The organism is Streptomyces sp. NBC_00820 (assembly GCF_036347055.1).
Taxonomy (GTDB): domain Bacteria; phylum Actinomycetota; class Actinomycetes; order Streptomycetales; family Streptomycetaceae; genus Streptomyces.
In genome coordinates this window covers 2130920-2157765 of sequence record NZ_CP108882.1, presented here as the reverse complement: position 1 = coordinate 2157765, position 26846 = coordinate 2130920, and the positions used below count along the sequence as shown (strand labels likewise).

Sequence of the window (26846 nt, the reverse complement as noted above, 5' to 3'; positions counted from 1 at the left end):
CCAACGCCGTGCGCCGAAGGGGGCGCGCGGTACTGCCGGACCCGGACCCGGACCCGGACCCGGACCCGGACCCGGACCCGGACCCGGACCCGGACCCGGACCCGGACCCGGACCGGACCCGGACCGGGCCGGACCCGGATCGGACTCGTACTGGCCCCGGACGCCGACGATCTGCGCGAGCTGTTTCTCGACCTGGCGGTACCGCACGAGGACATCGACGAACTGGTCGCCCTGCGGCGCACGGCACGGGTGATGACCTGGGCACGCGAAGACCCCTGGCGCGGTCGGTTCCCGTCGCGGGGTGATTCGCTCGAACGTGTGAACCCGGGCGGGAGGGGAACTCGCGTACGGATGGCGCCCGTTGTTCGGGCATGACGGTCGAGATGCGTGAGGGATACGAAGGAACAGGACCCGGTTCGATCACTCCGGACGGCTGCGCGGTCGAGCTGTACGCGAGGCTGCCGGTGGGCGACGAGCCGGACGTCATCGCCGCGGCAGTGCCCGCGGGGGCGCACGTCCTGGAGCTGGGCAGCGGGGTGGGCCGGGTGACCCACGCCCTGCTGGAACGCGGCTTCACGGTCACGGCGGTGGACGAGTCCGCCGAGATGCTCAGCCGCGTACGCGGGGCGCGCACGATACGCGGCCCGATCGAAGACCTGGCCCTGGACGAGCAGTTCGACGTGGTGATGCTCGCGTCGTTCCTCGTGCACGCCGGAGACGTCGAGGTGCGCCGGGGCATGCTGCGCACCTGCGCCCGGCACGTGGCGAAGGGCGGCTGCGTCCTCATCCAGCGGGAGGGCGCGGACTACCACACGAACGTCCCGAGGGAACGGGTCGACCCGAGCGGCTTCACCGTGCGGATCGTGTCCGCGGAACCTGTCGGTGACGGAGTCGACGCGGTGCGCGCCGAGTACGAGTTCCCGGACGCGTCCTGGTCCCAGACCTTCCGGAGCCGCGCCCTGACCAAGCAACAGTTCGAGGCCGCGCTGGAGGAAGCAGGACTGGAGGTGGACACGTATCTGACCCCGGACGGGATCTGGGTGAAGGCGGTGCCTGTGGCCTGAGAGTCGATGGTCTCCACGGGACCGGCTGGGCTCGGCGGGCTGCCTCGGTGACGGCAACCGTGATTCCCCGGCGCGGGCGGAGCGTTGCGGGACGCCGGTTCAGTCACCCGGGGCTGTGCGGAGCGGGCTGCGGGCTGCGAGCTCTGTGGGCAGTACCGTGCGGCCGGGCTGTGTGGCCGGGCTTGTGCGGCCAGGGTGAAGCCGGACCGGCGGCGAGCAGGGCGAGACTTGCGAACCACCGGAAGATCTCCGACTCAGGTCACTGGCCGGGGCCGCTTGGCCGGTCGGCTCGGCCGGCTCCACCTGATCCGCCGCGCCTGCCCGGTCCGCCTGGTCCGCTCGGTCCGCCAGGTCCCCCTGGGCCGCCCAGGCCCGCCATCCCGCGCAGTCGTTCCATCTCGCGGCGGTCGCGCTTGGTGGGGCGGCCGGTGCCGGGGTCGCGGAGACCGGCCGGGGCCACGGACTCGCGGGGCGGGGGCGGAGGGGAGTTGTCGACGTAGCACTGGGCGGCCACTGGGGCGCCGACCCGCTTGCGGATCAGGCGCTTGACGATCACGACGCGTTCCCGGCCCTCGTTCCGCAGACGGACCTCGTCGCCGACGCGCACGGAGTAGGCGGGCTTCACGCGCTCGCCGTTGACGTGGACGTGGCCGCCCCGGCAGGCGGTGGCGCCCTGGGAGCGGGTCTTGATCAGGCGTACGGCCCAGATCCAGCTGTCGATCCGGACCGTCGCGCCGGCTGCCGGTCCGGCGGCCTCTGCCGCGGCCATGGCGGCGGCGATCTGCGGGTCGAGCGACTGTTCGTCCGGCCGGCCGTCCGGACGGGGGGCGGCCTGGGCTTCGGGCTGGGCGTCCGTCTGCGACACGGAGGAGGCGTCGGGCCTCGACGTGGGCGGGGTGCCGTTCCGGGCCCCGGCAGGCGCGGAATCCTCGGGATGTCCGGTGGGGGCCGTCTCGACCGGGCCGCCGGTGTGGCGGTGCGCGTTCTCGTCCGCGTCTTCGGAAGCCAGAGCCATAGTGCCGACCCTAACTCCTGGAGGTGATGGACCGGGACGCGATTTCCGGTGGGGCAGGAGGGGCGCCGTCCGGACCCTCACCGGGCGCCCGCCCCATCGGCCCCGGCATACGGTGGCCGTATGGACGACAGCAGCGGCCTGGCCCGGCTCGACCGGCGCATCGCGGGCTGCCGGGCCTGTCCCCGGCTCGTGGAGTGGCGCGAGGAGGTGGCCCGCACCAAGCGCGCGGCGTTCGCCGAGTGGACGTACTGGGGGCGGCCGGTGCCCGGCTTCGGGCCGGCCGACGCCCGCCTGGTGATCATCGGGCTGGCGCCCGCCGCGCACGGCGGCAACCGCACCGGCCGCATGTTCACCGGAGACCGCTCCGGAGACGTGCTCTACCAGGCGTTGTACGACGTGGGGCTGGCCTCGCAGCCCACCTCCGCCAGCGCCGACGACGGCCTGGAACTGTACGGTGTCCGCGTCACCGCCCCCGTGCACTGTGCCCCGCCCGCCAACAAGCCCACCCCGGGCGAACGCGACACCTGCCGCCCCTGGCTGGTGACGGAACTGGAGCTGCTGCGCCCGACCCTCAGGGCCGCCGTGATCCTGGGCGCTTTCGGCTGGCAGGCCGCTATGCCCGCGTTCACCGAGGCGGGCTGGAACGTTCCCCGCCCTCGCCCGGCCTTCGCCCACGGAGCCCGGGTCGTACTCGACGGTCTGGACGTCTTCGGCTGCTTCCACGTCAGCCAGCGCAACACCTTCACCGGCCGGCTCACCCCCGGGATGCTGCGCGAGGTGCTGCGCACGGCAGCGGACGCGGCCGGGCTGGACCAGCGGACACGGCGGCCGTGAGTACGCGCCGTCGGGTCAGGGCCGCCACACGTACCGCACGTCCGGCTCCCGTTCCTCGTTGCCGCTGCCGTCGGTGAACTCGACGGCCGTGAAGCCGTGCCGCTCGTAGAACCGGTGGGCGGGCTTGTTGACCTGGAAGGTCCACAGGGACAGCCCGCCGGGACTGCGCTCCTTGGCCAGCGCGACGAACCGGTCGCCGAGGCCGCGCCCCCGCCAGCCGGGGTCCAGGTACAGCTGGGACAGAAGGTCCCCGTCGAGGACCATCAAGCCGACGATCCCGCCCCCGCCCCCGCCCCCGCTCTCGCTCTCGGTCTCGTTCTCGGTCTCGGCGACCCAGGTCTCCCGCAGGGGGACGACCACGTCCCGGATGTAGTCCCGCACCTCGTCGTCCGAGCGTGGCCGGACGACTGTGGGCAGCGCGGCGGCGAAGGACCGCAGCCAGACGTCGGCGGCCGCGCGAGCGTCCGCCGCCACCGCCCGGCGCAGAACGACAGGGGCCGTCATCACGCGACCTCCGGCTCCGGCACCACGGCCGTCGCCGTGATCTCCACCAACTGGCCGGTGTAGCCGAGGCAGGAGACCCCGAGCAGGGTGGACGAGTGCGGCCCACGGCTCAGCCCCGAGGACTCGACCACCTCCCACACCGCCGACAGCACGGAGGTCTCGCCGCTCACCACATACACCTCGGTCGACACCACATGCTCCAAGGCGCTGCCGACGGCGTGCAGTTGCTCCCGCAGATTGCCGATCACCTGCTCGGCCTGCCGCACCGGATCTCCCGCTCCGACCAGCTCGCCCTTCTCGTCCAAGGGCACGGCCCCCGCGAGAAACGCGAGCTTCGTGCCCGCTTCGACGAGGGAGGCGTGGGAGTACGTGGGTGGCGGAAAGAGTCCGGGCACGGTAACTCGCTTGATCACGGCGGCTCCTGGAGTGAAGGGTGGTCAACCTCCCCATCATCCGGGGCCGCTCCGGACCGGCGCACCCGATTTTCGCTGTACCCTCCGGAGCCCGGACGCCACCTCGGCCTACCCGTCGGAAGGAGTGCCGTCCGGCCGGGCCCAGGTTCCCGGCACCGGCCGCTCGTGCTTCCTGGAAGGATCGCCATGTCCGCTCTTTCCGACTCCGAGTTCCTCTCCACCACGGCCGACCGGCTGGCCGCCCTCCCCACGGTCCGGGCCGTGGCCCTCGGCGGGTCCCGGGCCCAGGGCACGCACACCCCCGACAGCGACTGGGACCTGGCGGTCTACTACCGCGGCCCCTTCGACCCCGACGACCTGCGCGCGATCGGCTGGGAGGGCGAGGTCTGCGAGGTCGGCGCCTGGGGCGGCGGTGTGTTCAACGGCGGGGCGTGGCTGACCATCGACGGGCGGCGGGTCGACGTGCACTACCGGGACCTCGACGTCGTGGAGCGCGAACTGGCCGAGGCGGGGCAGGGGCGGTTCCGGGTGGAGCCGCTCCTCTTCCATCTCGCCGGGATTCCCAGCTACTTGGTCGTGGCGGAACTGGCCGTCAACCAGGTGCTGCGCGGCCGGCTGCCCCGTCCCGCCGCCTACCCCGACGCGTTGCGCCGCAGCGCCGCCGAGCGCTGGGCCGGCATCGCCCGCGCGACCCTGTCCTACGCCAAGGCCAACCACGCCCCGCACGCCCGTCTCACCGAGGTCGCCGGCGCCATGGCCCTTGCTGCCGCGCAGGCCGGTCACGCGGTGCTGGCGGCGCGCGGGGAGTGGGTGACGAACGAGAAGCGGCTGCTGGAGCGCGCCGGGCTGCGGGGGATCGACACGGTGGTGGGCGCGTTGCGACCGGAGCCGAAGGCATTGACGCATGCCCTGGAGGAAGCGGAGGAGGTACTGGGCCTGGGCCTGGAGTCCGCGCGCTGAGCCCCCGTCGAGCGGCTGGGCGTCGGTCGACGGCGGTTCGACAGCGGTTCGACGGCGGTCCGGTGGCGGCCCGGCACCGGCTTCGCACCGGCTCCGCGGCCTGCTCGGCACCGGCTTCGCACCGGCTCCGCAGCCTGCTCGGCACCGGCTTCGCACCCTGTTCGGCGCCGACTCCGCGGTGGCGCGGAAAAAAACTCGGCGCGCGCCGATGAGTTCCGCGCGCGGTGGCGGTCAGCACCTTGAACCGACCGTCGTACAGGAGGGCCCATGTCGCTTCCGGAGATCGTCTCGCGCGAGCAGTGGCGGGCGGCGCGCGAGGAGTTGCAGCGCAAGGAGGAGGCGGTCAGCAGCGCGCGAGCGGCGCTCAGTGCCGAGCGGCGACGGCTGCCCATGGTCGAGGTCGACCCGGAGTACGTCTTCGAGGGCGGCGACGGAAAGGCCACCCTGCGCGACCTCTTCGAGGACCGTGCCCAGCTCGTCGTCCACCACTTCATGTTCGCGCCCGAGTGGGAGGCCGGCTGCCCGTGCTGCTCGGCCTTCCTCGACCAGGTGGGCCACCTCGCCCACCTGCGGGCCCGCAACACCTCCTTCGCGGCCGTCTCCCGGGCGCCGTTCACCCGCATCCTGCCGTTCAAGGCGCGGATGGGCTGGGCGGTGCCCTGGTACTCCTCCTGCCACAGCGACTTCAACCGCGACTTCGAGGCGACCGTGGACCGGGCCGGGGACCCGGTCGAGCGCCCGGGCCTCAGCTGCTTCCTCCGGGAGCGCGACCGGATCTTCCACACCTATTCGGTGTACGACGAAGGACTGGACGGACTCGGCACCATCGGGGGTCTGCTCGACCTGACGGCCCTCGGGCGGCGTCCGCACGGCAGCGACCGGCTTCGCCATCACGACGAGTACGAGGACTGATACGGAACGTGCCGGTCCTGCCGCCAAAGGTGTCGACCATGTCTCAGTCGCGTCACTGAGCGAGCCGTTCCCTCCTCCCAGGCGTTAACTCCAATAAGTACGACGCCTTCTGGAGGTGCGAGATGGTGAACGGGCGAACCGTGCTCGGCCGCTTTCCCGCCGGTGGCCCGCGGGGATCATGGCCCGCGGAGGAGTTCGCGCGAGCGCGGCGGCTCGAAGGACTGCCCGCCGAGGTCGTGATGGACCTCGCGACGGACACCTTCCTCGTGATCGTGCGCGGTCATGACTCCGCCGACTGAGGGGAGTGGGGCCGGGCCGCTCAGGCCGCCGGTTTGGGGGCCGGCACCGGCGCCGTGAACTGTTCCGCCTGCAGCGCGTACAGCTCCGCGTAGACGCCGCCCTTGGCCAGCAGCTCCTCCGGTGTCCCGGACTCCACCAGCCGCCCCTGCTCCAGCACGTGCACCAGGTCGGCGTGGCGGACCGAGGCGAGCCGATGGGTGATCAGGACGACGGTCTGGCCGTTGGCCGCCAGCGCCCTGATCTTCTCGAACACCTCCAGCTCGGCCCGCGCGTCCAGCGCCGCCGTCGGCTCGTCCACGATCAGGATGTGCCCGCGCCGGTAGGCGGCCCGCGCGATGCCGAGGCGCTGCCACTGGCCGCCGGACAGCTCGTGTCCGCCGCTGAAGTTGCGGGCCAGCAGCGTGTCCAGGCCGCGCGGAAGGTCCGCCACCACCTCCTCGGCCCCCGCCTCCACCACCGCCGCGGCCAGTCGTTCCTCGGTCAGGGGAGCGGACGAGCGGCCGACGGCCACGTTCACCCGGGCGGTGAACGGCCACCGCTTGAAGTCCTGCGCCACCATCGCGATGCGCTCGGCGAGCATCCGCCGGTCCGCGGTCGCGGCGTCGACGCCGTCCCAGTGGATCCGCCCGCGGTCCGGTGTGTACAGCCCGGCGAGCAGCTTGACCAGGGTGGTCTTGCCCGAGCCGTTCTCGCCGACGAGCGCGATGATCCGGCCGAGCGGCAGGGAGAGGCTCACGTCGTCCAGCGCGGGGCGGGCGGCGTCCCCCGGATAGCTGAAGGTGACGTTCTCGAACCGGATCTCCTTGGGGTCCTCGGGCAGGGGTTCGCCGCCGACCGGGATCGCCCGCTCGGCCGCCTCCCCGTACAGCCGCTGCAGATCACCCACGAACAGGGCCTCCTCGTGCAACTGGTTGATCTCCAGGACCAGCGTGTCGAGGCTCGCCGATCCCGTGCGGATCGCGATGACCGCCGTACCGGCCACCGACAGGGCCATCGTGCCGCCCAGCAGCAGCGCGCCCAGCGTGGCGTACGTGGCGAGCGTCGCGACGCCGGTCCAGGTGGCCGCGATCAGGCCGGTCCGGGCGGCCAGCCGGGACAGCCGCGCCTGCTCCGCCTCCGCCGTCTCCGACATGGCCCGGTAGTGCCGCAGCAGGAAGGGTCCGACGCCGTGCACCCGGATCTCCGGCGCCGCACCCGGCTCGGTGAGCAGACTGCCGATCAGATGCCCGGCCCGGGCGTGCTGCACCCATGTGTGGAAGGACTCGTACCGGCGCCGGGCGTTGGTCAGGGCGCTCCAGGCGCTCGGCAGCGTCATGGTGACCAGCAGCGGCAGCAGCGCGGGATGCAGCACGGTCAGGACGCCGGCCGCCGTGATCAGCGAGATCATCGCGTTGATCACGCGGGCGCTGTACGAGATCATCCGGCGCGCGGACTGGGCTCCGTACTGCGCGGTGTCCAGCAGCTTGTGGAAGGCGTGGTCCTCGATCGCGGACAGCTCGACATTCGACGCACGTTCCAGGTACAGCTCGGTCGCGACCCGTTCCACCTTGGGTTCGAGCCGCCCGGTGGCGTAGGTCGAGGCGGCCCGCAGCAGCGCCGCGACCAGCAGGACGGCGGCCATGACCACCAGAGCCGGTACGGCGGCTCGCAGCCGCTGTTCGACGTCCGCCCCGCCGAGCAGCCGGCCCAGCGCGCTGTTCACGGCCAGCAGGCTCACCGCCTGCGCCACGCCCCGGCCCACCTCGGCGACCAGCACCGTACGCGCGGCCCGTGGGTCCGCCTGCCGGGCCAGCCGGAGGCTGGACGCCAGCATGCCGGGCAGCCGCGCCATCATCGCCCGGAAGCTCAGCTCCAGAAACGCTTCGGAGTGCTCGTTCCATCCCATGTCGTACCGCAGCTGCCCCCCGAACAGCAGCCGCTCCGACTCCGAGACCTCGGGGCCGGCCGCCCCCCGCCTCTTGCGCACCGCGCACCTCCTCCCCGGGACAGGACCAAACGGCCACTATCCCGGGCGGGACGGCGGCGGGGGCAGGGCGCGCGAGGGGGTGCCGGGGGCGTGAAAGGGGTGCGGACGGCGAAGCGGAAGGGTGCGGAGGCGCGAAGGTGCGCGGTGCGGGGGTACGGAGGCGCGGGGTACAGGGACGCGGGGGTACGGAGGCGCGGGGGTACGGAGGCGCGGGAGTACGGAGGTGCGGTGGAACCCGTCCTGGAGCGGTACCGGGTGTCCGCGCCAGGCGTCCGGTGCCTTCCGCGCCGGACCTGGCCGCGGTGGCTGCGCCGGACCGGGCGCGGTGGCTACGCCGGGACGGGCCGGGACCAGTCCGGGTTCGTGCCCGTCACCCGGCACAGGGCCAGGTACAGGGGGATCGGCGGGGTGTAGGGGATCGTGCCCTCGGGGCGGTGGATCAGCCGGGCGGCGTGCGGGACCAGGGCGCCGGGGGTGTAGTGGGCGGGGGCCGGCCAGGGGAGGGCGTAGTCGGAGTCCGCCGGAACGATCCACCACCAGCGCGTGCCGTCGGCGTACACGCACCCCACCCGCGGCAGCCGCGGGACGATCATCTGTCCGATCAGGGCCGGCACGGCCACGGCGTCGCAGCCGAGCGGGGCCGTCATGCCCTCGGGCACGGACAGCCGGTGAGCCGGTTCCCGATCCGGCTCCGGCGCCGGCCGCATCCGCCCGAGGTGTACGAGTGTGTTCATGCCCAGTGACCGGGCGGAATCGTCGGCGCCGTTCACCCGGGCCCTCATCCGCGACCCCGCGGCGCCGGAACCGACCCGTTCCGGGGCTTCGGCGGCACGCTCTCGTCCTGGTCGCCCGACGTGCCGGGCTTGGGGCGGGTGCCCCAGCCGAGATCGTTACGGCAGCCGAGGCCGTCGGACGCGTGGAGGTCGCCGGGTGCGCCGAGACCGCCGGGTGCGCCGAGACCGTCGGGTGTGCCGAGGCCGTCGTGGTGCCCGGTGGCGGTGTCGTGGTGCCCGGCGGTGTCCTGGGCTCCCTCCGTCCGGTGGGGCAGCTCGGCCCATATCAGCAGACCCGGGCCGTCCTCGTGGATTCCCCAGGCCCGGCACAGCGTGCCGACGAGGAGCAACCCCCTCCCGTGCTCCTCGTCGGGACGCTGTGGGTAGGGGTGGGGGGCGTCGGACGCACAGCCCTCGTCGCGTACGGCCACGCGCACCGTGCCGTCCTGTTCGCGCAGTTCGCACACCACGCGACTGCTCGCGGTGTGCACCACCACGTTGGTGACCAGCTCGCAGACGACCAGGACCGTGTCGTCGCAGGTCTCGTCGCACACCGACCACTCGGTCAGCCGGGCGCGCGTCAGGCGTCTCGCCTGTGCCGGGGTACCCGGATGCACGGCCAGCTCGAACCGGAACCGGCGCTCTGCGGCGCCCACACCGGGCACTTCTCCTCCCCCCGCGCTCGGACATGTGCGAGCGGGGGGAACCCCATCGGCGCCGAGACCGAGACGGTCTGCGGCGACGTCTGTTCCTAAGGGCGCGGACGGAATCACGCTTGCCACTATCTCGGTGCCATGAACACTTGGCAAGTGTCACTCTGAAAAATGCAGAGTGTTGTGTGACTCGGTCAAAGGCCGTGGCACACTGCTCGCAACAGCACCCAGAGCGGCGCCAATTGGGACCGTCACCGATCCGGACCGGGTCGGTGAAGTGGTCTTCGAACGGCGCCGCAGGGCTGTGGGGATGCTTCGGCCGGAGCGGGACCTCCTTGGCCGCAACGGGATTTCTTCTGTCGGAGGTGGGAGCGTGAGCGAACCGCGGTCCGCGCCGACCGTGGGCCAGGTCGTCCTCGGTCGGCGCCTGCTGGACCTACGGGAGCGCGCCGGCCTGAAGCGAGAGGAGGCCGCGCGCGTCCTCCGGGTCGCCCCCGCCACCGTCCGCCGCATGGAGATGGCCGAGGTCGCCCTCAAGATCCCCTACCTCCAACTGCTGCTGAAGACCTACGACGTTCCCGACGACGAGGCCGACCTCTTCGTGCGGCTGGCCGAGGAGGCCAACAGGCCGGGCTGGTGGCAGCGCTTCCACGACATCCTGCCCGGCTGGTTCTCGATGTACGTCAGCCTGGAGGGAGCGGCCGCACTCATCCGCTCCTACGAGCCGCACTTCGTGCCCGGACTGCTGCAGACCGAGGACTACGCGCGCGGTGTGCTCAAGTCGGGCGCCATCGGCCAGACGAGCCCCGACGACATCGAGCGCCATGTCGACCTGCGCATGCGGCGCCAGGCACTGCTCACCCGTTCCGACGCCCCCCGTTTCTGGGTGGTCATGGACGAGACCGCCCTGCGCCGCCCGGTCGGCGGCCCGGAGGTGATGCGCGCGCAGATCGACAAGCTGCTCGACGCCACGAAGCTGCCCCATGTGACGCTCCAGGTGGCCCCGTTCGCCAACGGCCCCCACCCGGGGACGTACGGGCCCTTCGTGCTGTTCCGATTCGCCATGCCGGAACTTCCGGACATGGTCTACAGCGAGTACCTGACCGGCGCCGTCTACCTGGACGCGCGCTCCGAGGTGGCGACCCACCTGGAGGTCATGGACCGCATGGCGGCGCAGGCCGCCACGGCACAACGCACGAAGGAGATCCTGCGGGATCTCCGCAAGGAGCTGTGAATGGACCTCATCAAGGCGCGTGACCGCGTCTACAACGGCATGCCCGCACGGGAGTTGGGCAGCGAAGGGTGGCACAAGCCCTGGAGCGGCGGCAACGGCGGCAACTGCCTGGAGGCGATGAAGCTGGCCGACGGACGGATAGCCCTGCGCCAGTCGACCGATCCGGACGGCCCGGCGCTGATCTACACCACGGACGAGATGACCGCCTTCATCCAGGGCGCGAAGGCGGGGGAGGCCGACTTCCTGCTGTCCTGATCGACCCTTGTTTTTACTGCGTGTCCCGACTTGCCCCGCCCGGAACCGACTTGATCCCCCCGCCACAGCGACCACCCCCTGCACTCCCGGAGAGCCGCTCGCTCCCGGAGGGCGGCACGTGTCCGTGCCGCCCTCCGGCGTCCGTGCCGCATCGCAAGAGTCCCGTGCCCCGGCACTCACCCCGGCGGCAGGACCCCGCACAACGCCTCCAGAGCCGCCTCGAAGGCGTGCTCCGCGGGCGTCGCGTACCCGACCACCAGACCGTCGGCCGCAGGCATCCCGGTCTCCGGATGCCGGAACGCGGCGAGTCCGTCCAGGGCGACGCCCTGCCAGGCGGCCGCCTTCAGCACGGACCGCTCGGTGCCGGCCGGCAGCCGCAGCACCGCGTGCAGCCCGGCCGCGATGCCGGTCACCTCGACGTGCGGCGCGTGCGCGGCGAGCGCCGCGACCAGCCGGTCACGGCGGCTCCGGTAACGCTGCCGCATGCGCCGCACATGGCGGTCGTACGACCCCGAGACCAAGAAGTCGGCGAGCGCGAGCTGATCCGGTCCGCTCGCCCACCCCTCCCGCTCTCCCTTGGCCGCGAGCACGGGGCCGACGTACCGCTGCGGCAGTACCATCCAGCCCAGCCGCAGCGCCGGTGACAGGCTCTTGCTGACCGAGCCGATGTGGATCACCCGCTCGGGGTCGAGCCCCTGGAGTGCGCCGACGGGTCTGCGGTCGTAGCGGAACTCGCCGTCGTAGTCGTCCTCCAGAACCACCGCCCCACGCGCGCGTGCCCAGTCGATCACCGCCGCCCGCCGCTCCGGATGCAGCGGCCCCCCGGTCGGGAACTGGTGCGCGGGAGTGAGCAGCACCGCCCGCTCCCGCCCCAGCCCGGCCACGCGTGCCCCGTGCTCGTCCAGCGGCAGCGGTACGGTCCGTGTGCCCGCCGCCGCGAGCAGCTCCCGGTGGAACCCCAGCCCGTACGCCTCGACGGCCAGCGGACCGCGCAGCACACCCGCGCCGCCCTGCCCGAACAGCAGCCGCAGCGCGTGCGCGAAGCCGGAGCAGACGACGATCCGGTCGGCCGTGCTGCGCACCCCACGCGTGCGGGCGAGGTACTCGGTGAGTGCCTCGCGCAGCTCGTGGCGCCCGGCGGGATCCCCGGGTCCGAACGCCTCGTTCGGCGCCGCCTGCAACGCCCTGCGGTACGAGGCCGACCAGGCCGTCCGCGGGAACGCCGACGCGTCCGGCGTACCCTGCCGCAGGTCGTGCCGCGCCGTACGCACGCGCGGAGGCACCTTCCCGGACACCTGCCCGGACATCTTTCCGGGCACCCTCTCGGCGGCCGGCAGCGGCCGTGCGCGGTCGGCCACCCGCGTGCCCGACCCCTGCCGTGCGCTCAGCCAGCCCTCCGCGACCAGCTCCGCGTACGCGTCGGCGACCGTGTTGCGGGCCAGCCCCAGGTCGGCGGCGAGCGAGCGGTACGGCGGCAGCCGGGTACCGGGCGCCAGGCGGCCACCGCGCACGGCCTCCCGCAGCGCCCGGATCAGCGCCGCCCGCCGCCCGCCCGGCCCCGACAGCTCCAGATGCAGGTCGGCACCGATACGCTCCGCCGGATTGACCCATGATTCCGCCATGGAAATGCACCCTACCGACGGTCTTTCGGGCTCGTAGGTTTACCTGCATGACGACGACGAAGACGACCGGCACCGCGCACACCACCGCCCCCTCGACGACCGCCTCGGAGGTCCCCTCCGCGGCCCCCGGCGCCCCTGCCGGGGAGGCCCGCACCCGCCTGGACTTCGCGAAGTCCGCCCCCAAGGCCTTCCGCGCCCTCATCGGCTTCGACGCCGCCGCCCGCACGGGCCTCGCCCCGGACCTCGTCGAGCTGATCCAGATCCGTGCCTCGCACCTCAACCACTGCGCCTACTGCCTCCACATGCACACCAACGACGCCCGCAGGGCCGGCGAGAGCGAGGACCGGCTGCACATGGTCGCCGTATGGCGGGAGGCGCGGCACTTCTTCACCCCGAAGGAGCAGGCGGCCCTCGCCCTGACCGAGGCGGTCACCCTCGTCGCCGACGGAGGCGTACCCGACACCGTCTACGCCGAGGCCGCCGCCTGGTTCGACGAGGAGGAACTCGCCCACGTCCTCGCCCTGATCCTCACCATCAACACGTGGAACAGGGTGGCCCTGGCCACGGGCAAGGTCGCGGGGACGGACCAGCGGGCGAAGTGACCGGCGGTCGAAGTGAGGGGTGGTCGAAGTGAGGGGCGGTTCCTACACGGCCATCGGGCGGTCGTACGGCGATATCGGCGCCGGCAACCACGAACTGCCCGTCAGATAGCGGTCGACGGCAGCCGCGACCGCCCGCCCCTCCGCGACGGCCCACACGATGAGCGACTGGCCGCGGGCCGCGTCCCCGGCCGCGAACACCCCCGGCACGTTGGTCGCGAAGCCGCCGTCCCGGGCGAGCGTGCCGCGGGGCTCCAGTTCCAGTCCCAGCTGATCGATGAGCCCGTCCTCGCGGTCGGGGCCCGAGAAGCCGAGGGCGAGCAGGACGAGGTCGGCCGGGATCATGCGCCCGGTGCCCGGCAGCGGCTGCCGTAGCTCGTCGACCTCGACGAGGTGCAGCGACCGTACGTGCCCGGCGCCGTCCCCGGCGAAGCGGAGCGTGGAGGCGGCGAACAGCCGCGCGTCCGCGTCCGCCGCCGGGGCGCTCCGCAGATCCCGCGCCTCCTCGTGCGCGGCCGACAGCCGGTAGATCTTCGGATACGTCGGCCACGGCTCGGCGTCCTCGTCGCGCGCGGCACCCGGTTGCGCGTAGATGTCCAGCTGGGTGACGGACGCGGCCCCGTCCCGCACCGCCGTACCCAGACAGTCGGCGCCGGTGTCGCCGCCCCCCACGATCACCACATGCTTGCCCGCCGCGGACAGCGGAGAGACCTCCAGATCCCCCTCGCGCACCCGGTTGGCCAGCGGCAGGTACTCCATCGCCTGGTGTATCCCGGACAACTCCCGGCCAGGCACCGGAAGTTCCCGCCACGCCGTGGCGCCCGTGGCGACGACCACGGCGTCGTACCGTGTCCGCAGCTCGGCCGCCGGGATGTCCCGCCCGACCACCGTCGACGTACGGAACCTGGTCCCCTCGGCCCGCATCTGCTCCAGCCGGCGCTCCAGATGCCGCTTCTCCATCTTGAACTCGGGGATGCCGTACCGCATCAGTCCGCCGAGCCGGTCGTCCCTCTCGTACACGGCGACCGTGTGCCCGGCCCGCGTCAGCTGCTGCGCGGCGGCGAGCCCGGCCGGCCCCGAGCCGATCACCGCGACGGTCTTCCCGGACAGCCGCTCCGGCGGGCACGGCGGGGTGAACCCCTCCTCCCAGGCCCGGTCGGCGATCGCGCACTCGACGTTCTTGATGGTGACGGCCGGCTGGTTGATCGCGAGCACACATCCCGCCTCGCAGGGCGCCGGGCACAGCCTGCCGGTGAACTCGGGGAAGTTGTTCGTGGCGTGCAGCCGTTCGCTCGCCGCCCGCCAGTCCTCACGGGAGACCAGGTCGTTCCACTCGGGGATCAGATTGCCCAGCGGGCACGCGTCGTGGCAGAAGGGGATGCCGCAGTCCATGCACCGGTCGGCCTGCGCGCTGATGACGGGCAGCAGCGCGCCCGGGACGTACACCTCGGCCCAGTCCCGGACCCGCTCCTCGACGGGCCGCCGCGGCCACTCCTGGCGCGGCGTGCGCATGAAGCCCTTCGGATCGGCCATGGTCGTCTTCCTCGCGTACGCAGACCGGGGCCACCGGGTGTACGCCGAGCCGCGCCTCCTCGGACGGCACGTCCCGGCCCGCTCCCGGTGCGCGGCCGGCACACATCCGGCAGTCTCACGACACTGTGCAGGCATTCCTTCGACTCAGTGGGCACGCTTTCGGCCACGATACGTCGCCACCGACAGCCCCGCAGAGCGGCGACCCGGGCCCTGCCACGAGGCTTCCCGCGGCCGCGGGGCCGGACATGCTCCCCCGCCGCCCCGGGACAGGCCGGACAGGCCCCCGCCCCCTTCTGGGGCGGCCCCGGCACGCTCCTGGGCGGCCACGGGGCCCCGGCGGCCCAGGCCGGCCCCGGCGGCCCCGGCGGCCCCGGCGGCCCCGGCGGTGCCGGTGGTGCCGCGGTGCTGGCCGTGCCGGCGGTGTCCAGCGGTGCCGTAAGGCCGCCCGCCCGGGACCGACGTCCCCTCAGCCGGTGTCAGCCACCTCCTCCCGCCACCCCCACCCCCGCATCACGCCCTCCACCGCTCCGGCGATCCGCCGCCGCGCCTCGTGCCGGGACATGCCGCTCATCAGCAGCTGGTCGTACTGCGTGTCCAGATGCCGTACGGAGGCCATGACCGCCGAGGTCACGGCCCCCTCGGACAGCGCCCGCCCGTCCGCGCTGCGCCCGACCCGCCCGCTGCCCCGCACGGACGCGTGCGCCGCGATCTCCCGGGCCCGCCCGGCAGGGCAGCCGGGAAACAGCCGCCCGATCTCCGCCGTGAACGCGTCCGCGAAGCGCTCGTCCTCCGCGGCCCTGCGCTTCGCGTCCCGGGCCCGCCGCCGGTTCCGTGCCTCCGCGTCCGCCAGACACCGCTCCTCGGCCCGCGTCAGCGCGGCCTCCTCCACGAGCAGGCCCTGCCGCTCGTACCTGCTTCTGCGCCGGTTGTAGCGCACCACCACCGCCGACAGCGCGCTCTCCTCCCGCGCTCTCCGCGTCAGCGCGGCATCGCCGCGCGGCAGGAACACCAGATGCCCCAGATCGGCGCAGTCCAGGCAGCGCGGCGCTCCCTCCTCCAGCATCAGCAGCGACAGCGGCCCTCGCCGGCACCCGGCGCACCGCTTGCGCCGCAGCGGCTGCACGACGACAGGCCCGCCGGGGGAGAGGGGAGCCACAGGACGAGTCATAAGCGGTTCATTCCCCTTCCCCGCCCCTGCCCACCGCCGCGCACCACCCGGCATCATGGGCCTGTGCGACTCGAAGCGATCACCTGGGACCGGCTCGCCGAGCAGCTTGCCGACCGGCTGCTCGGGCTGGAGCCGGCGGACGGCGGCGCGTGGCCCCGGGTGGCTTTCGACGGGGCGCCGGCCGCGCAGCCGGGAGATCTGGCCGAGCGGGTCGCCGAGGCGCTGCGGGTGCGCGGCAGGCCCTCGCTCGTCGTGGACACGGAGGACTTCCTGCGTCCTGCCTCGCTCCGTCTGGAACACGGACGACGGGACGTGGAGTCGTACTACGGAGGCTGGTTCGACACGAGCGCCCTATGGCGTGAGGTCTTCGGCCCGCTGGATCCCGGGGGTGACGGCCGCGTCCTTCCCGACCTGTGGGATCCGGTCACCGACCGCGCCACCCGCAGCGCCTACGTCCGACTCCCGCCGGGCGGAGTGCTGTTGCTGCACGGCCCCCTGCTCATGCGGCACTGGTTCCCCTTCGACCTGACCGTCCACGTCCTCCTCTCCCCGGGCGCCCTGCGCCGCCGTACCCCGGAGAGCGACCACTGGATCCTCCCCGCCTTCGAGCGCTACGAGTCCGAGACCGACCCGGCCGCCACCGCCGACGTCCTCGTTCGCGCCGACGACCCACGGCACCCCGCCTGGCGGGGGTGAGCCGAACGGCCGGGGTCCTCCCGGACGCGCGCGGTGACGGGCGTCAGAGCCAGCCGTTGCGCCGGAAGCCCCGGTAGAGCGCGACACAGGACAGCGCCATCACGCCCATGACGAGCGCATAGCCGAACCGCCAGTGCAGCTCGGGCATGTGATCGAAGTTCATGCCGTAGACGCCGCAGACCATCGTCGGCACCGCGATCACCGCCGCCCATGCCGTGATCTTCCGCATGTCCTCGTTCTGAGCGACCGTCACCTGCGCGAGGTGTGCCTGCAATATGGAGTTGAGCAGTTCGTCGAACGCGGCGATCTGCTCCTTGGCCCGCATCAGATGGTCCAGCACGTCCCTGAAGTAGGCCCGTATCTCCGGGTCGATCACACGTATCTTCTCGGTGGCCAGGTCCTCCACCGGCCGTGCGAGCGGCACCACCGCCCGCTTCAGCTCCAGCAGTTCCCGCTTCAGCTGGTAGATCCGCCCGGGATCGGTCCGTGCGCCGCTCTCCGAGAACACGTCCGTCTCGACCTGGTCTATGTCGGCCTGCACCGCGTCCGTGACACTCAGATAGTCGTCCACGACATGGTCCGCGATCGCGTGCAGCACCGTCGCCGGCCCCTTCGCGAGCTGCCGCGGCTCCGCTTCCAGTTCCTCGCGCAGCGGGCCCAGTGAACCGTGCCGCCCGTGCCGGACCGTGATGACGAAGTCCTCGCCGACGAACACCATGATCTCGCCGGTGTCCACCACCTCGCTCGTCGCCGTCAGCTGTTCGTGCTCCACGTAACAGACGGTCTTGAACACCGCGAAGAGCGTCTCCCCGTACCGCTCCAGCTTCGGCCGCTGATGGGCCTCGACCGCGTCCTCCACCGCCAGTGGGTGCAGGTCGAACAGCTCGGCGATTCCGGCGAACTCGCGGTCCGTCGGCTCGTGCAGCCCCAGCCAGACGAACCCCTCGCCGTTCTTGCGCACCGACCGTACGGCGTCCACCAGGTCCGCGCTGCCCGGCACCCGGACACCGTCCCGGTACGTCACGCAGTTCACCACCGAGGAGCCCAGCGGCGACCTGGCGGGATGACTCAGGTCCACGCGCGGCCGCCGTCGGCCAAGCCGCGCCACTCTGCGCAGGCCGCCGACCCTGCGCAGTCCCGTGACCTTCCGCAGATTCCCTGCCATGGACATCTGGGTCTCCTCGCGTGGAACTCCCCGTGCAACGCTTTCGCGCCGTGCCCGGTCAGTGTGCCAGCCCGGCGCAAAGCATGGGTAAGCCTGTGGGAACAGCAAGTTCCGCTTTGTTCCCGTCTGTGGACGGAGCGTCGGCGGCTTCCGGCCGACGGGGCGACTGGGATGATCGTCGCATGACGCGATCCAACGGCTACCTTCTGGACAACCAGCAGAACGAGGCGGGGGAGCGCTTCGACGCCTTCGCCTCGCTCTTCGATCCCACGACCTTCCGGCACCTCGAGGGTTTCGGACTCGGCCCCGGCTGGCGCTGCTGGGAGGTCGGCGCCGGCGGCACCTCGGTGGTGTCCTGGCTCGCCAAGAAGGTCGGTCCCACCGGCAAGGTCGTCGCCACCGACATCGACACCTCGCGGCTCGCCGCCGTGGCCCGGCCCCCGGTTGAGGTGCGGGCCCACGACGTGGGCGCGGAGGAGCCGCCGGGGGAGGGGTTCGACCTGGTGCACGCCCGGCTGGTCCTCGTCCATGTGCCGGACCGGGAACGCGCGTTGCGAACGATGATCAAGGCGCTGCGCCCCGGCGGACGGCTGCTGATCGAGGACGCCGACCCCGCCCTGCAGCCGCTGATCTGCCCCGACGAGCACGGCCCCGAGCAGCAACTCGCCAACCGGCTGAGGCAGGGCTTCCGCAAGCTCCTCGCCGACCGCGGCGCCGATCTGGCCTACGGCCGCAAACTCCCGCGCCTGCTCCGGGAGGCCGGACTGTGCCAGGTGGAGGCCGATGCCTACTTCCCCATGACCTCACCCGCCTGCGCCGCCCTGGAGTCCGCCACGGTCCGCCAGATCCGCGACCGGCTCGTGACCGCCGGCCTCGCCACGGACGAGGAGATCGACCGTCACCTGGCCCACGTGGAAGCGGGCGGCATGGACCTGGCCACCGCGCCGATGATCTCGGCATGGGGCCGCAAGGGCTAGGGGGTGTCGTTTGGATCAGCTCGGGTCCGCGACGCCCGGCACGGCACCTCGCCGCGTTGTCGGATCAGCCGGTCCAGTACGCGGCAGATCCTCCACCTTGCGATGCACCGCACCGGACGCCGCGGCCTGATCCGACCTGATCCAAACGACACCCCTAGATGTTCTGTCCGCGAAGTCCCTCCCCCACTGCCTCAAGGGCGTGGGAGGTGCCCCCAGCCTTGCGGCGTCTGGCACGCACTCCCCCAAGCTCTACGAGCAGGGGGCAACCCCAGCCATGTTGCCGGACTCGCCCGCGTACACCCCCGCCCTGCGGGCAGACTTGGCGCCACGTCGCGGACACGGCCTGGAACCTGCCCTCCAGTTCTTCAGTTCTTTCCGAACTGCTCAGGCCTGCTCGCCCGCGCGTGGACGCGGTGGTCTGGCGCCCACCTGTTCCACCGCCCGCGCTCCCGCCCGGCACCCGTGTTCCGCCGCCGCCACGGGATCCGCGCCCGCGACCAGCGCGGCGAGGAACGCCCCGGTGAAGGCGTCACCGGCACCGGTGGTGTCCCGCGGGGTCGCCGGTGCGGCCGGAACGCGCGCGAGCACGGACCCCGACCGGGCCACCAGCGCCCCGCGCGCACCGGACTTGGCCACCACCAACGGGACGAGCCGGCTCAACTTGGCCGCCGCGTCCGCCCAGTCGGACAGCCCGGTCAGGAGGCAGGCCTCGTCCCGGCTGGGCAGCAGCACGTCCAGCCCTTCCGCGAACGCCAGGAAACGGTCCATCCCCAGGCCCAGGAGAAAGCCCGCCGACGCCGGATCCAGGCTGACCGGAACCCCACGCGCGCGTGCCGCCGCGAGCGCCAGCCCCGCGACGGCCCGGCTCGGCTCCGAGAACAGCAGGTAGCCCGACAGATGCAACCGGGCGACCCCGTCGAGCAACGCGTCCGACCAGTCGGCGGGTTCGAGCCGCAGCGACGCTCCGCTGTCCGTGAGGAAGGTGCGCTCGGCCGCGGCCCCCGTGTCGACGAGGCAGATCACCGTGCCGGTCGCGGCCTCCGGATCGACCACCAGCCGGGGCCGCACCCCGGCCGCGGCCAGCTCCCGCTCGTGCCAGCGTGCCGTGTCCGCGCCCACCCGTCCCAGCAGCCGCACGTCCGGGCAGCCCGCGTCGGCGGCCCAGCAGGCCACGTTGGCACCCGCGCCACCCGGCAGCGTCCGGATCGCGGCGGCGGTGTCGGTGCCCGCCGCGAGCGGGCCCCGGTGCCGCGCGACGACATCGGTGATGACGTCCCCGACGACCAGCAGCGCCCCTGCCCGGCCCGTGCTCACCCCCGCGCCCACGCCACGGCGACGCGCGCCGCCAGCCGCACGTTGCCGCGCACCGCCGCCAGGTTGGCCCTCAGTGACGCGCCGTCCGTCTCCCGGACCAGGTGGTCGAGCAGGAAGGGGGTGACGGCCTGACCGGTGATCCCCTTCTTGTCGCAGGCGTCGAGCGCGCCGGCGAGCACGCGCGCGTGGAGAGCGGGATCGAGCTGCTCCTTCTCAGGCACCGGATTGGCGACGATCAGCGCCGACTCCCGCGCGCCGAGCGCGTCCTGCGCCCGCATGACGTCCGCCACCTGCTCCGGGTCGCGCAGCGTCCAGTCGACCGGATACCCGGAGTCGGACAGATAGAAGCCGGGGAACCGCCCGGTGCCGTACCCCGCGACGGCCACGCCCAGTGTCTCCAGCCGCTGCAGGGTCGCCGGCACGTCCAGGACCGACTTCACCCCCGCGCACACCACGGTGATCCGCGTCCGCGCCAGCAGCCCCAGGTCGGCCGACTCGTCCTGCGTCACCGTCCACTGCCGGTGCACACCACCCAGCCCGCCCGTGGCGAACACCCGGATGCCCGCCAGCGCCGCGAGGTGCGCGGTCGCCGAGACCGTGGTCGCCCCGCTCGCCCCCGTCGCCACGGCCAACGGCAGATCACGATGGCCCAGCTTGCGTATGCCGTCCTCGTTCGCGACCCGCTCCAGTTGCTCCCCGTCCAGCCCGATGTGCGGGCGCCCGTCCAGCACGGCGATGGTCGCGGGCACGGCACCCTCCCGCCGCACCACGTCCTCCAGCTCCCGCGCCACCCGCAGATTGTGCGGACGCGGCAGCCCGTGCGCGATGATCGTGGACTCCAGGGCCACCACGGGCCGCCCCGCCCCGAGCGCCTCCCGGACCTCTTGCGACATCACCAGCACCATGTGCCCGCCTCCTGTCCGTCGGTCCGTACTCACCTCTGGATCTCTGGCGGGCCCTGAGCCCGGCTAAACGCCACCGCCCCCTACGGCGACATCGGCGCAGCCCGTCGCCGTCCCGTCCCAGCCCCCCCCGCGCGCAGCCGGCAGTACCCGGCGCGTACGGGCCGGGTACGGCCGGCTGCGGTGTCCGGACCCTCAGAACAGCGGCTCGGGCAGCACACCCTCCAGGGCGAGCAGCTTGCGCTTGGTCTCCAGACCACCCCCGAATCCGCCGATGCCACCGTCGCTCTCCACCACCCGGTGGCACGGCACGACGACCGGCAGCGGGTTGGCACCCATCGCGGCGCCCACCGCCTGCGCCCCGGCCGGCCGGCCGACCCGTCCGGCCAGATCGCCGTATCCCACCACCGTGCCGTACGGGACGCCGGAGGCCAGCTCACGCAGCACCTGCCGGTTGAAGCCGGAGATCAGTGACCAGTCCAGGGGCAGCTCGAAGGCCTGGCGCCGCCCGGCGAAGTACTCCTCGAGCTGCCGTATCGCCTCGGCGAGCAGCGGTGAGCCCGGATCCTCGACGGGCTCGGCGCCCAGCCGGGCCGACAGCCCTTCCAGCGCCCGCTCGCGCACGGCGTCGGTGACGTGGAAGACGACGTTGACCAGCCCGTCGCGTGTGGCGGCCAGCAGCAGCGGGCCGATGCCGGTGCCCACGACGGCCCATACGACCCGCCGCTCGTCCTGCCCATGGGTGTCCATGGGCCCACCGTACGACCCGCCACTGACAGCGCCGCCCGCCGCCGAGGGGCACCGCTCACCGCGCGCCCAGCGCCGCCCGCACCACGTCGGGCTTGTTGCTGATGACGCCGTCGACGCCGTAACCCTTCACTTTCCGGGCGGTGGCCGCGTCGTCCACCGTCCAGGCGAACACCCCGAGCCGCCTGGCATGCGGACCCGTGACGGCGTGCACGGCGGAGACGTAACCGGCGGAGACCGACCCGTACGAGGGATTGATCAGGTCGGTGAAGCGCGCGTACTGCCGCAGCTGCGACACCGGCGGACTGCCCAGGAAGCCGGTGGTGACAGCGGGCTTGAGGTCGTGCACGGTCCGCACGCTCCGCGCGCTGAAGCTCTGCACGATGAGCCGTCCGAGGTGCCGCCGGTCCAGCCAGTTCTCGTTGCCGAGGAGCTTCAGGGTCTGCTGCTCGATACCGGGGTACAGCTCGGGGTTCTTGATCTCCAGGAGCAGCTTCTCGTGGTTGCGCTCGACCCGGCGCATGTACTGCTCCAGTGTCGGCACGCGCGTGCCCCTGTACGCGGGGGAGTACCAGCCGCCCGCGTCCAGCCGGGCGATCTCGGCGGCGGTGAAGTCCTTCACCTTCCAGGGCGCCCGGCCCGGAAAGACGTCCTCGACGTTCGTGGTGCGCGCCAGGCTGTCGTCGTGGATGACGACCAGCCTGCCGTCCTTGGTGCGCTGGACGTCGTTCTCGACCCAGGTGAAGCCCAGCTCGGCGGCCTTGTCGATGGCGGCCAGGGTGTTCTCGGGAGCGTAGGCGGAGGCGCCGCGGTGTGCGACCACCGTGGGTGCGCCGGTCTCGCCGGCCCGGGCGGCGGAACCCGGGGACAGCAGGGCCGTGGTGCCCAGGATCGCCGTGGCCGTGACAGCAGCGGCACGCGCGTGCATGCGTACTCCTCGCGTCGAACGAATACCGACAGCATCAGATTGTCCGCAGCGGACCGGGGACACGCACGCGCAGGACGACCACAGAATGAACGTCCGCGTCCAACTCCGCTCACCAGTGCCGCACAACTGGGGCAAGGCCGTGTTTCTTTGCCGGAAAATCGTTCGACCAATCCGGTGGGGGTCATACTCTCAGCGACAACCCAGACCGCCTTCGCGGTCCTGGGACGGGGGTACATCCCGGATATTCCGGGACGCACGAAAGCGGAAGGGCAGCCGCGCATGCAAGGCACGGTCGACGGATTCAGCTACGGGGTGGTCACCCCTCTGGTCGGCTTTCTCATGGCCTGCCTCGGAGGCGCCCTCGGCCTGCGCTGCACCACCCGGTCCCTGCTGGTCACGGACCGCTGGCGGCCCGCGTGGCTGGCGCTCGGCTCGGCCGCGATCGGCTCCGGCATCTGGACCATGCACTTCGTCGCCATGATGGGCTTCAGCATCCAGAAGGCGCCCATCCACTACGACGAACCGATGACCTACGCGAGCCTCGGCCTGGCCATCGTCATGGTGGGCGTGGGGATATTCATCGTCGGCTACCGGGGCGCCACCGGCACCCCCCTCTTCACCGGCGGCACGATCACCGGTCTGGGCATCGCCTCGATGCACTACCTCGGCATGGCGAGCATGCACTTCGACGGGCGGTTCGCGTACAACACGGTCACCGTGGGCGCCTCCGTCGTCATAGCCGTCGTGGCGGCCACCAGCGCCCTCTGGGCAGCCGGACACGTCCGCGGCTTCGTGTGGAGCATCGGAGCGAGCCTGGGCATGGGCCTGGCCGTCAGCGGCATGCACTACACCGGTATGGCCGCCCTCACCGTCCACCTGCACGGCACCCCGGGAACCACCACGGCCGGCTCACCGACCGCCGTGCTCGCGCCGATGCTGATCGGACCACTGGCCTTCCTGATCCTCGCCGGAGTCGTCATGGTGTTCGACCCGCTGGTGATCACGGGCCGGCCGCCCCGGACCCCGGCCGAGGACAAGCCGGGTGTTCCCGCCGCCGCCGTCGCCTACCACCAGGACCGTCACCCCGCCCTCGACGCCGGCCGCGGGCCGCTCCGCCGGTCCGGCTCCCTGGCCTCCCGCACCCCGCAGAACCGCTGACCCGGGCCGGTTGTCAGTGCGGGGTCGTACGGTGGATCCCATGCGGCCCGTTTCCCACATCGAACGCACGGTGGCGCCTTTCGAGGTCGTCAGCTCCTACCAGCCCAGCGGCGACCAGCCGGCGGCCATCGCCGACCTGGCCAAGCGCATCGAGGCCGGTGAGAAGGACGTCGTCCTGCTGGGCGCGACCGGCACCGGCAAGTCCGCCACCACCGCGTGGATGATCGAGAAGCTCCAGCGCCCCACCCTGGTGATGGCGCCGAACAAGACGCTGGCCGCCCAGCTGGCCAACGAGTTCCGCGAGCTCCTGCCGAACAACGCGGTCGAGTACTTCGTCTCGTACTACGACTACTACCAGCCCGAGGCGTACGTCCCGCAGTCGGACACCTACATCGAGAAGGACTCCTCGATCAACGAGGAGGTCGAGCGCCTGCGCCACTCGGCGACGAACTCGCTGCTCACCCGCCGTGACGTCGTGGTGGTCGCCTCGGTGTCCTGCATCTACGGCCTCGGCACCCCGCAGGAGTACGTGGACCGCATGGTCCCCCTGCGGGTCGGCGACGAGATCGACCGCGACGACCTGCTGCGCCGCTTCGTCGACATCCAGTACACGCGCAACGACACGGCCTTCACCCGGGGCACCTTCCGGGTCCGCGGCGACACCATCGAGATCTTCCCGGTCTACGAGGAGCTGGCCGTCCGCATCGAGATGTTCGGCGACGAGATCGAGGCGCTGTCCACGCTCCACCCGCTCACCGGCGAGATCATCAGCGACGACCAGCAGCTGTACGTCTTCCCCGCCTCTCACTACGTCGCCGGCCCCGAGCGCCTGGAGCGGGCCGTCAACGACATCGAGAAGGAGATGGTCGAGCGCCTGACCGAGCTGGAGAAGCAGGGCAAGCTCCTGGAGGCCCAGCGCCTGCGGATGCGCACCACGTACGACATCGAGATGCTCCGCCAGATCGGCAGCTGCTCCGGTGTCGAGAACTACTCGATGCACTTCGACGGCCGCGCGCCCGGCTCCCCGCCCAACACCCTGCTCGACTACTTCCCGGACGACTTCCTGCTCGTCATCGACGAGTCGCACGTCACCGTCCCGCAGATCGGTGCCATGTACGAGGGCGACGCCTCCCGCAAGCGCACCCTGGTCGACCACGGCTTCCGGCTGCCCTCCGCGCTGGACAACCGGCCCCTGAAGTGGGAGGAGTTCCAGGAGCGCACCGGGCAGACCGTCTACCTGTCGGCGACCCCGGGCGCCTACGAACTGTCGCGCGGTGACGGCGTCGTGGAGCAGATCATCCGCCCGACGGGCCTGATCGACCCGGAGGTCGTGGTCAAGCCCACCGAGGGCCAGATCGACGACCTGGTGCACGAGATCCGCAAGCGCACCGAGAAGGACGAGCGCGTCCTGGTCACCACGCTCACCAAGAAGATGGCCGAGGACCTCACCGACTACTTCCTGGAACTCGGCATCCAGGTGCGCTATCTGCACAGCGACGTCGACACCCTGCGCCGTGTGGAACTGCTGCGCGAGCTGCGCTCCGGCGAGTTCGACGTCCTGGTCGGCATCAACCTGCTGCGCGAGGGCCTCGACCTGCCCGAGGTGTCCCTGGTGGCCATCCTGGACGCCGACAAGGAGGGTTTCCTGCGCTCCGGCACCTCGCTGATCCAGACCATCGGCCGCGCGGCGCGCAATGTCTCCGGCCAGGTCCACATGTACGCCGACAAGATCACCCCGGCGATGGAGAAGGCCATCGACGAGACCAACCGGCGCCGGGAGAAGCAGGTCGCGTACAACAAGGCCAAGGGCATCGACCCGCAGCCGCTGCGCAAGAAGATCAACGACATCGTCGCGCAGATCGCCCGCGAGGAGATCGACACCGAACAACTGCTGGGCTCCGGATACCGCAAGCTGAAGGACGGCAAGGGGGCCAAGTCTCCCGTTCCGTCACTCGGCGACAAGGCGGCCAAGGGCACGAAGGCCGGCAAGTCCGCCAAGGGCAAGGCGGCCGGCGCGGTGCCCACGGACCGTCCGGCGGCCGAACTCGCCGAGCAGATCGAGGAGATGACGGAGCGCATGCGCGCCGCCGCCGCCGAGCTGCAGTTCGAGATCGCGGCCCGGCTGCGCGACGAGGTCTCCGAGATGAAGAAGGAACTGCGGCAGATGCGGGAGGCAGGCCTCGCGTAGACGCGCGGGCGGGGGCGGACCGGTGTGGCTTCGCCGGGTCCGCCGCCCGCTAGAGGAGGGGCAGTATCGCCGGCATCAGGTCCTGGAACGTGCGGCCGCTCGCCGGGATCCCCAGGGCCGTCAAGCACCAATCGGTTCCCGCGCGGCTGAGTCTGGCCAGGATGCACGCGGTGTGTGTGCCGCCTCCGGCCAGGGGATAGACGGCCGTCTCGTGTTCTCGATCCAGATCGACGAGACCGAGGGTCACGCTCTCGACCACGGCGAGCGACTGGCCGGTGAAGGAGTTCAGCGTGATGACGATGGCGTCGACGTGCACGGGGACGCGGCGAAGGTCGACGAGGAGCGACTCGGTGCCGGTGCCGGCGCGGGAGGAGTCGAGACTGTCTCCGCTGTGCCGGACGGACCCGTCGTCGCTGAGGAGGTGACGGAAGAACACCACGTCCACCGGCTGCCTCTCGCTGAAGAGCACCGCGGAGACGTCCATGTCGATTTCTTCGCTGCGGTTCCGGAACAGACCACGACGGCGACGGCAGGTCCAGCTCGTCTCGATGCGGATGGCGCTCCGGGGACTGATCCCGGCCTGCGTCAGGCTGATCGTCTCCCCCCGGCGCAGGGTGACGGACCTCCCGTCTGAGACCGTCACGTACCTGTCCTCGGTCAAACGCTCCTCGTCGGCTTCACCGGTAGGGCCCGCCTCCGCCGCACCCTCGGCGGGGTTTGCGCCTTCGGCCCGACCTTCGACCGCGTCGTCGACCGGGCCCTCGGCCCCGTCGCTCTCCGCGGCCTGGCCGGCCAGGTTCTCGGCCGGCGCCTCGGCCTGCTCCTGAGCCAGCACGATCCCCAGCAGCTTCAGCACCTGTGCCGGCGCCTCCGCCAGCGCTGCCCCGCCCGCCAGGGCCGCCCAGGAACTCCCGCCCGGCAGCCGCCCGGTACCCCGCGGACGCGTCCGCAGCACGGGACCGCGGG

At 72.3% G+C, this 26846-nt stretch carries 27 protein-coding genes; 12 read left to right on the top strand and 15 right to left on the bottom strand.

What is annotated here, in order from left to right:
* Nucleotides 1-371 precede the first annotated feature (371 nt).
* Nucleotides 372-1064, top strand: coding sequence for a class I SAM-dependent methyltransferase (locus tag OIB37_RS09870; RefSeq protein ID WP_330457168.1), 693 nt, complete (start codon nt 372-374; stop codon nt 1062-1064).
* A 259-nt stretch (nt 1065-1323) separates the two neighbouring features.
* Here the strand turns inward: OIB37_RS09870 and OIB37_RS09865 are convergent, their stop codons facing one another.
* The gene (locus OIB37_RS09865; RefSeq protein ID WP_330461807.1) at nt 1324-1833 is read right to left on the bottom strand and encodes an RNA-binding S4 domain-containing protein; all 510 of its coding nucleotides are present in this window, start codon (nt 1831-1833) and stop codon (nt 1324-1326) included.
* 366 nt (nt 1834-2199) lie between these two features.
* On the opposite strand from OIB37_RS09865, the gene OIB37_RS09860 reads away from it, so the two are divergent.
* Nucleotides 2200-2913 (top strand): uracil-DNA glycosylase, encoded by a 714-nt coding sequence (locus OIB37_RS09860; RefSeq protein ID WP_330457167.1) that lies wholly within the window; start codon nt 2200-2202, stop codon nt 2911-2913.
* A 15-nt stretch (nt 2914-2928) separates the two neighbouring features.
* On the opposite strand, the gene OIB37_RS09855 is transcribed toward OIB37_RS09860, so the two are convergent.
* The gene (locus OIB37_RS09855) at nt 2929-3417 is read right to left on the bottom strand and encodes a GNAT family N-acetyltransferase (RefSeq protein WP_330457166.1); all 489 of its coding nucleotides are present in this window, start codon (nt 3415-3417) and stop codon (nt 2929-2931) included.
* On the bottom strand, nt 3417-3830 hold the full coding sequence (locus OIB37_RS09850) for a RidA family protein (RefSeq protein WP_330457165.1): 414 nt from the start codon (nt 3828-3830) through the stop codon (nt 3417-3419). The genes OIB37_RS09855 and OIB37_RS09850 overlap by 1 nt, the downstream gene beginning before the upstream one ends.
* Before the next feature lie 186 nt (nt 3831-4016).
* Between OIB37_RS09850 and OIB37_RS09845 the strand changes: the two genes are divergently transcribed.
* The 3 genes from OIB37_RS09845 to OIB37_RS09835 all read left to right on the top strand — a co-directional run bounded on the left by OIB37_RS09845 (nt 4017) and on the right by OIB37_RS09835 (nt 6001).
* A complete protein-coding gene (locus tag OIB37_RS09845) occupies nt 4017-4790 on the top strand; it encodes a nucleotidyltransferase domain-containing protein (protein WP_330457164.1) in 774 nt (257 codons plus the stop codon).
* Between the two features lie 267 nt (nt 4791-5057).
* Entirely contained in the window at nt 5058-5702 is a 645-nt protein-coding gene (locus tag OIB37_RS09840) for a DUF899 domain-containing protein (RefSeq protein ID WP_330457163.1), read from the top strand.
* Between the two features lie 122 nt (nt 5703-5824).
* Nucleotides 5825-6001 carry a hypothetical protein gene (locus OIB37_RS09835; protein ID WP_330457162.1) on the top strand — a complete coding sequence of 59 codons (177 nt, stop codon included), beginning with the start codon at nt 5825-5827 and terminating at the stop codon, nt 5999-6001.
* 20 nt (nt 6002-6021) lie between these two features.
* Here OIB37_RS09835 and OIB37_RS09830 read toward each other — a convergent pair whose 3' ends face one another.
* The 3 genes from OIB37_RS09830 to OIB37_RS09820 form a co-directional block, all read right to left on the bottom strand.
* Entirely contained in the window at nt 6022-7968 is a 1947-nt protein-coding gene (locus OIB37_RS09830; protein ID WP_330457161.1) for an ABC transporter ATP-binding protein, read from the bottom strand.
* 329 nt (nt 7969-8297) lie between these two features.
* Nucleotides 8298-8702: a hypothetical protein gene (locus OIB37_RS09825; protein WP_330457160.1), complete on the bottom strand. Its 405-nt coding sequence runs from the start codon at nt 8700-8702 to the stop codon at nt 8298-8300.
* Nucleotides 8703-8746: 44 nt separating this feature from the next.
* The gene (locus OIB37_RS09820) at nt 8747-9550 is read right to left on the bottom strand and encodes an ATP-binding protein (RefSeq protein ID WP_330457159.1); all 804 of its coding nucleotides are present in this window, start codon (nt 9548-9550) and stop codon (nt 8747-8749) included.
* Between the two features lie 217 nt (nt 9551-9767).
* Here OIB37_RS09820 and OIB37_RS09815 point away from each other — a divergent pair, with 217 nt between their 5' ends.
* Entirely contained in the window at nt 9768-10628 is an 861-nt protein-coding gene (locus tag OIB37_RS09815; RefSeq protein ID WP_330457158.1) for a helix-turn-helix domain-containing protein, read from the top strand.
* On the top strand, nt 10629-10883 hold the full coding sequence (locus tag OIB37_RS09810; RefSeq protein ID WP_330457157.1) for a DUF397 domain-containing protein: 255 nt from the start codon (nt 10629-10631) through the stop codon (nt 10881-10883).
* A gap of 176 nt (nt 10884-11059) precedes the next feature.
* On the opposite strand, the gene pdxR is transcribed toward OIB37_RS09810, so the two are convergent.
* Nucleotides 11060-12505, bottom strand: a complete 1446-nt coding sequence (pdxR, locus tag OIB37_RS09805; protein WP_330457156.1) for a MocR-like pyridoxine biosynthesis transcription factor PdxR — start codon at nt 12503-12505, stop codon at nt 11060-11062.
* A gap of 47 nt (nt 12506-12552) precedes the next feature.
* Here pdxR and OIB37_RS09800 point away from each other — a divergent pair, with 47 nt between their 5' ends.
* The gene (locus tag OIB37_RS09800; protein WP_330457155.1) at nt 12553-13107 is read left to right on the top strand and encodes a carboxymuconolactone decarboxylase family protein; all 555 of its coding nucleotides are present in this window, start codon (nt 12553-12555) and stop codon (nt 13105-13107) included.
* Between the two features lie 42 nt (nt 13108-13149).
* On the opposite strand, the gene OIB37_RS09795 is transcribed toward OIB37_RS09800, so the two are convergent.
* Together OIB37_RS09795 and OIB37_RS09790 are read right to left on the bottom strand one after the other, a co-directional pair.
* Nucleotides 13150-14637, bottom strand: a complete 1488-nt coding sequence (locus tag OIB37_RS09795) for a glutamate synthase subunit beta (RefSeq protein WP_330457154.1) — start codon at nt 14635-14637, stop codon at nt 13150-13152.
* A gap of 466 nt (nt 14638-15103) precedes the next feature.
* Complete coding sequence (locus OIB37_RS09790) at nt 15104-15805, bottom strand: DUF2293 domain-containing protein (RefSeq protein WP_330457153.1); 702 nt, start codon at nt 15803-15805, stop codon at nt 15104-15106.
* A 63-nt stretch (nt 15806-15868) separates the two neighbouring features.
* Between OIB37_RS09790 and OIB37_RS09785 the strand changes: the two genes are divergently transcribed.
* Nucleotides 15869-16501 (top strand): uridine kinase, encoded by a 633-nt coding sequence (locus tag OIB37_RS09785; RefSeq protein ID WP_330457152.1) that lies wholly within the window; start codon nt 15869-15871, stop codon nt 16499-16501.
* A 43-nt stretch (nt 16502-16544) separates the two neighbouring features.
* Here the strand turns inward: OIB37_RS09785 and corA are convergent, their stop codons facing one another.
* Nucleotides 16545-17672 carry a magnesium/cobalt transporter CorA gene (gene corA / locus OIB37_RS09780; RefSeq protein WP_330457151.1) on the bottom strand — a complete coding sequence of 376 codons (1128 nt, stop codon included), beginning with the start codon at nt 17670-17672 and terminating at the stop codon, nt 16545-16547.
* Between the two features lie 176 nt (nt 17673-17848).
* On the opposite strand from corA, the gene OIB37_RS09775 reads away from it, so the two are divergent.
* On the top strand, nt 17849-18643 hold the full coding sequence (locus tag OIB37_RS09775) for a methyltransferase (RefSeq protein WP_330457150.1): 795 nt from the start codon (nt 17849-17851) through the stop codon (nt 18641-18643).
* Nucleotides 18644-19027: 384 nt separating this feature from the next.
* Here OIB37_RS09775 and OIB37_RS09770 read toward each other — a convergent pair whose 3' ends face one another.
* The 4 genes from OIB37_RS09770 to OIB37_RS09755 all read right to left on the bottom strand — a co-directional run bounded on the left by OIB37_RS09770 (nt 19028) and on the right by OIB37_RS09755 (nt 22534).
* Nucleotides 19028-19969 carry a carbohydrate kinase family protein gene (locus OIB37_RS09770; protein ID WP_443058133.1) on the bottom strand — a complete coding sequence of 314 codons (942 nt, stop codon included), beginning with the start codon at nt 19967-19969 and terminating at the stop codon, nt 19028-19030.
* Nucleotides 19954-20862 (bottom strand): pseudouridine-5'-phosphate glycosidase, encoded by a 909-nt coding sequence (locus OIB37_RS09765; RefSeq protein WP_330457148.1) that lies wholly within the window; start codon nt 20860-20862, stop codon nt 19954-19956. The genes OIB37_RS09770 and OIB37_RS09765 overlap by 16 nt, the downstream gene beginning before the upstream one ends.
* Nucleotides 20863-21054: 192 nt before the next feature.
* On the bottom strand, nt 21055-21609 hold the full coding sequence (locus OIB37_RS09760) for a methylated-DNA--[protein]-cysteine S-methyltransferase (protein WP_330457147.1): 555 nt from the start codon (nt 21607-21609) through the stop codon (nt 21055-21057).
* Nucleotides 21610-21664: 55 nt separating this feature from the next.
* Entirely contained in the window at nt 21665-22534 is an 870-nt protein-coding gene (locus OIB37_RS09755) for a glycerophosphodiester phosphodiesterase (protein WP_330457146.1), read from the bottom strand.
* A gap of 279 nt (nt 22535-22813) precedes the next feature.
* Between OIB37_RS09755 and OIB37_RS09750 the strand changes: the two genes are divergently transcribed.
* A complete protein-coding gene (locus tag OIB37_RS09750; RefSeq protein WP_330457145.1) occupies nt 22814-23692 on the top strand; it encodes an MHYT domain-containing protein in 879 nt (292 codons plus the stop codon).
* Between the two features lie 40 nt (nt 23693-23732).
* The gene (gene uvrB, locus OIB37_RS09745) at nt 23733-25880 is read left to right on the top strand and encodes an excinuclease ABC subunit UvrB (protein WP_330457144.1); all 2148 of its coding nucleotides are present in this window, start codon (nt 23733-23735) and stop codon (nt 25878-25880) included.
* Nucleotides 25881-25929: 49 nt separating this feature from the next.
* Here uvrB and OIB37_RS09740 read toward each other — a convergent pair whose 3' ends face one another.
* The gene (locus OIB37_RS09740; RefSeq protein ID WP_330461806.1) at nt 25930-26523 is read right to left on the bottom strand and encodes a TerD family protein; all 594 of its coding nucleotides are present in this window, start codon (nt 26521-26523) and stop codon (nt 25930-25932) included.
* Between the last annotated feature and the right edge of the window lie 323 nt (nt 26524-26846).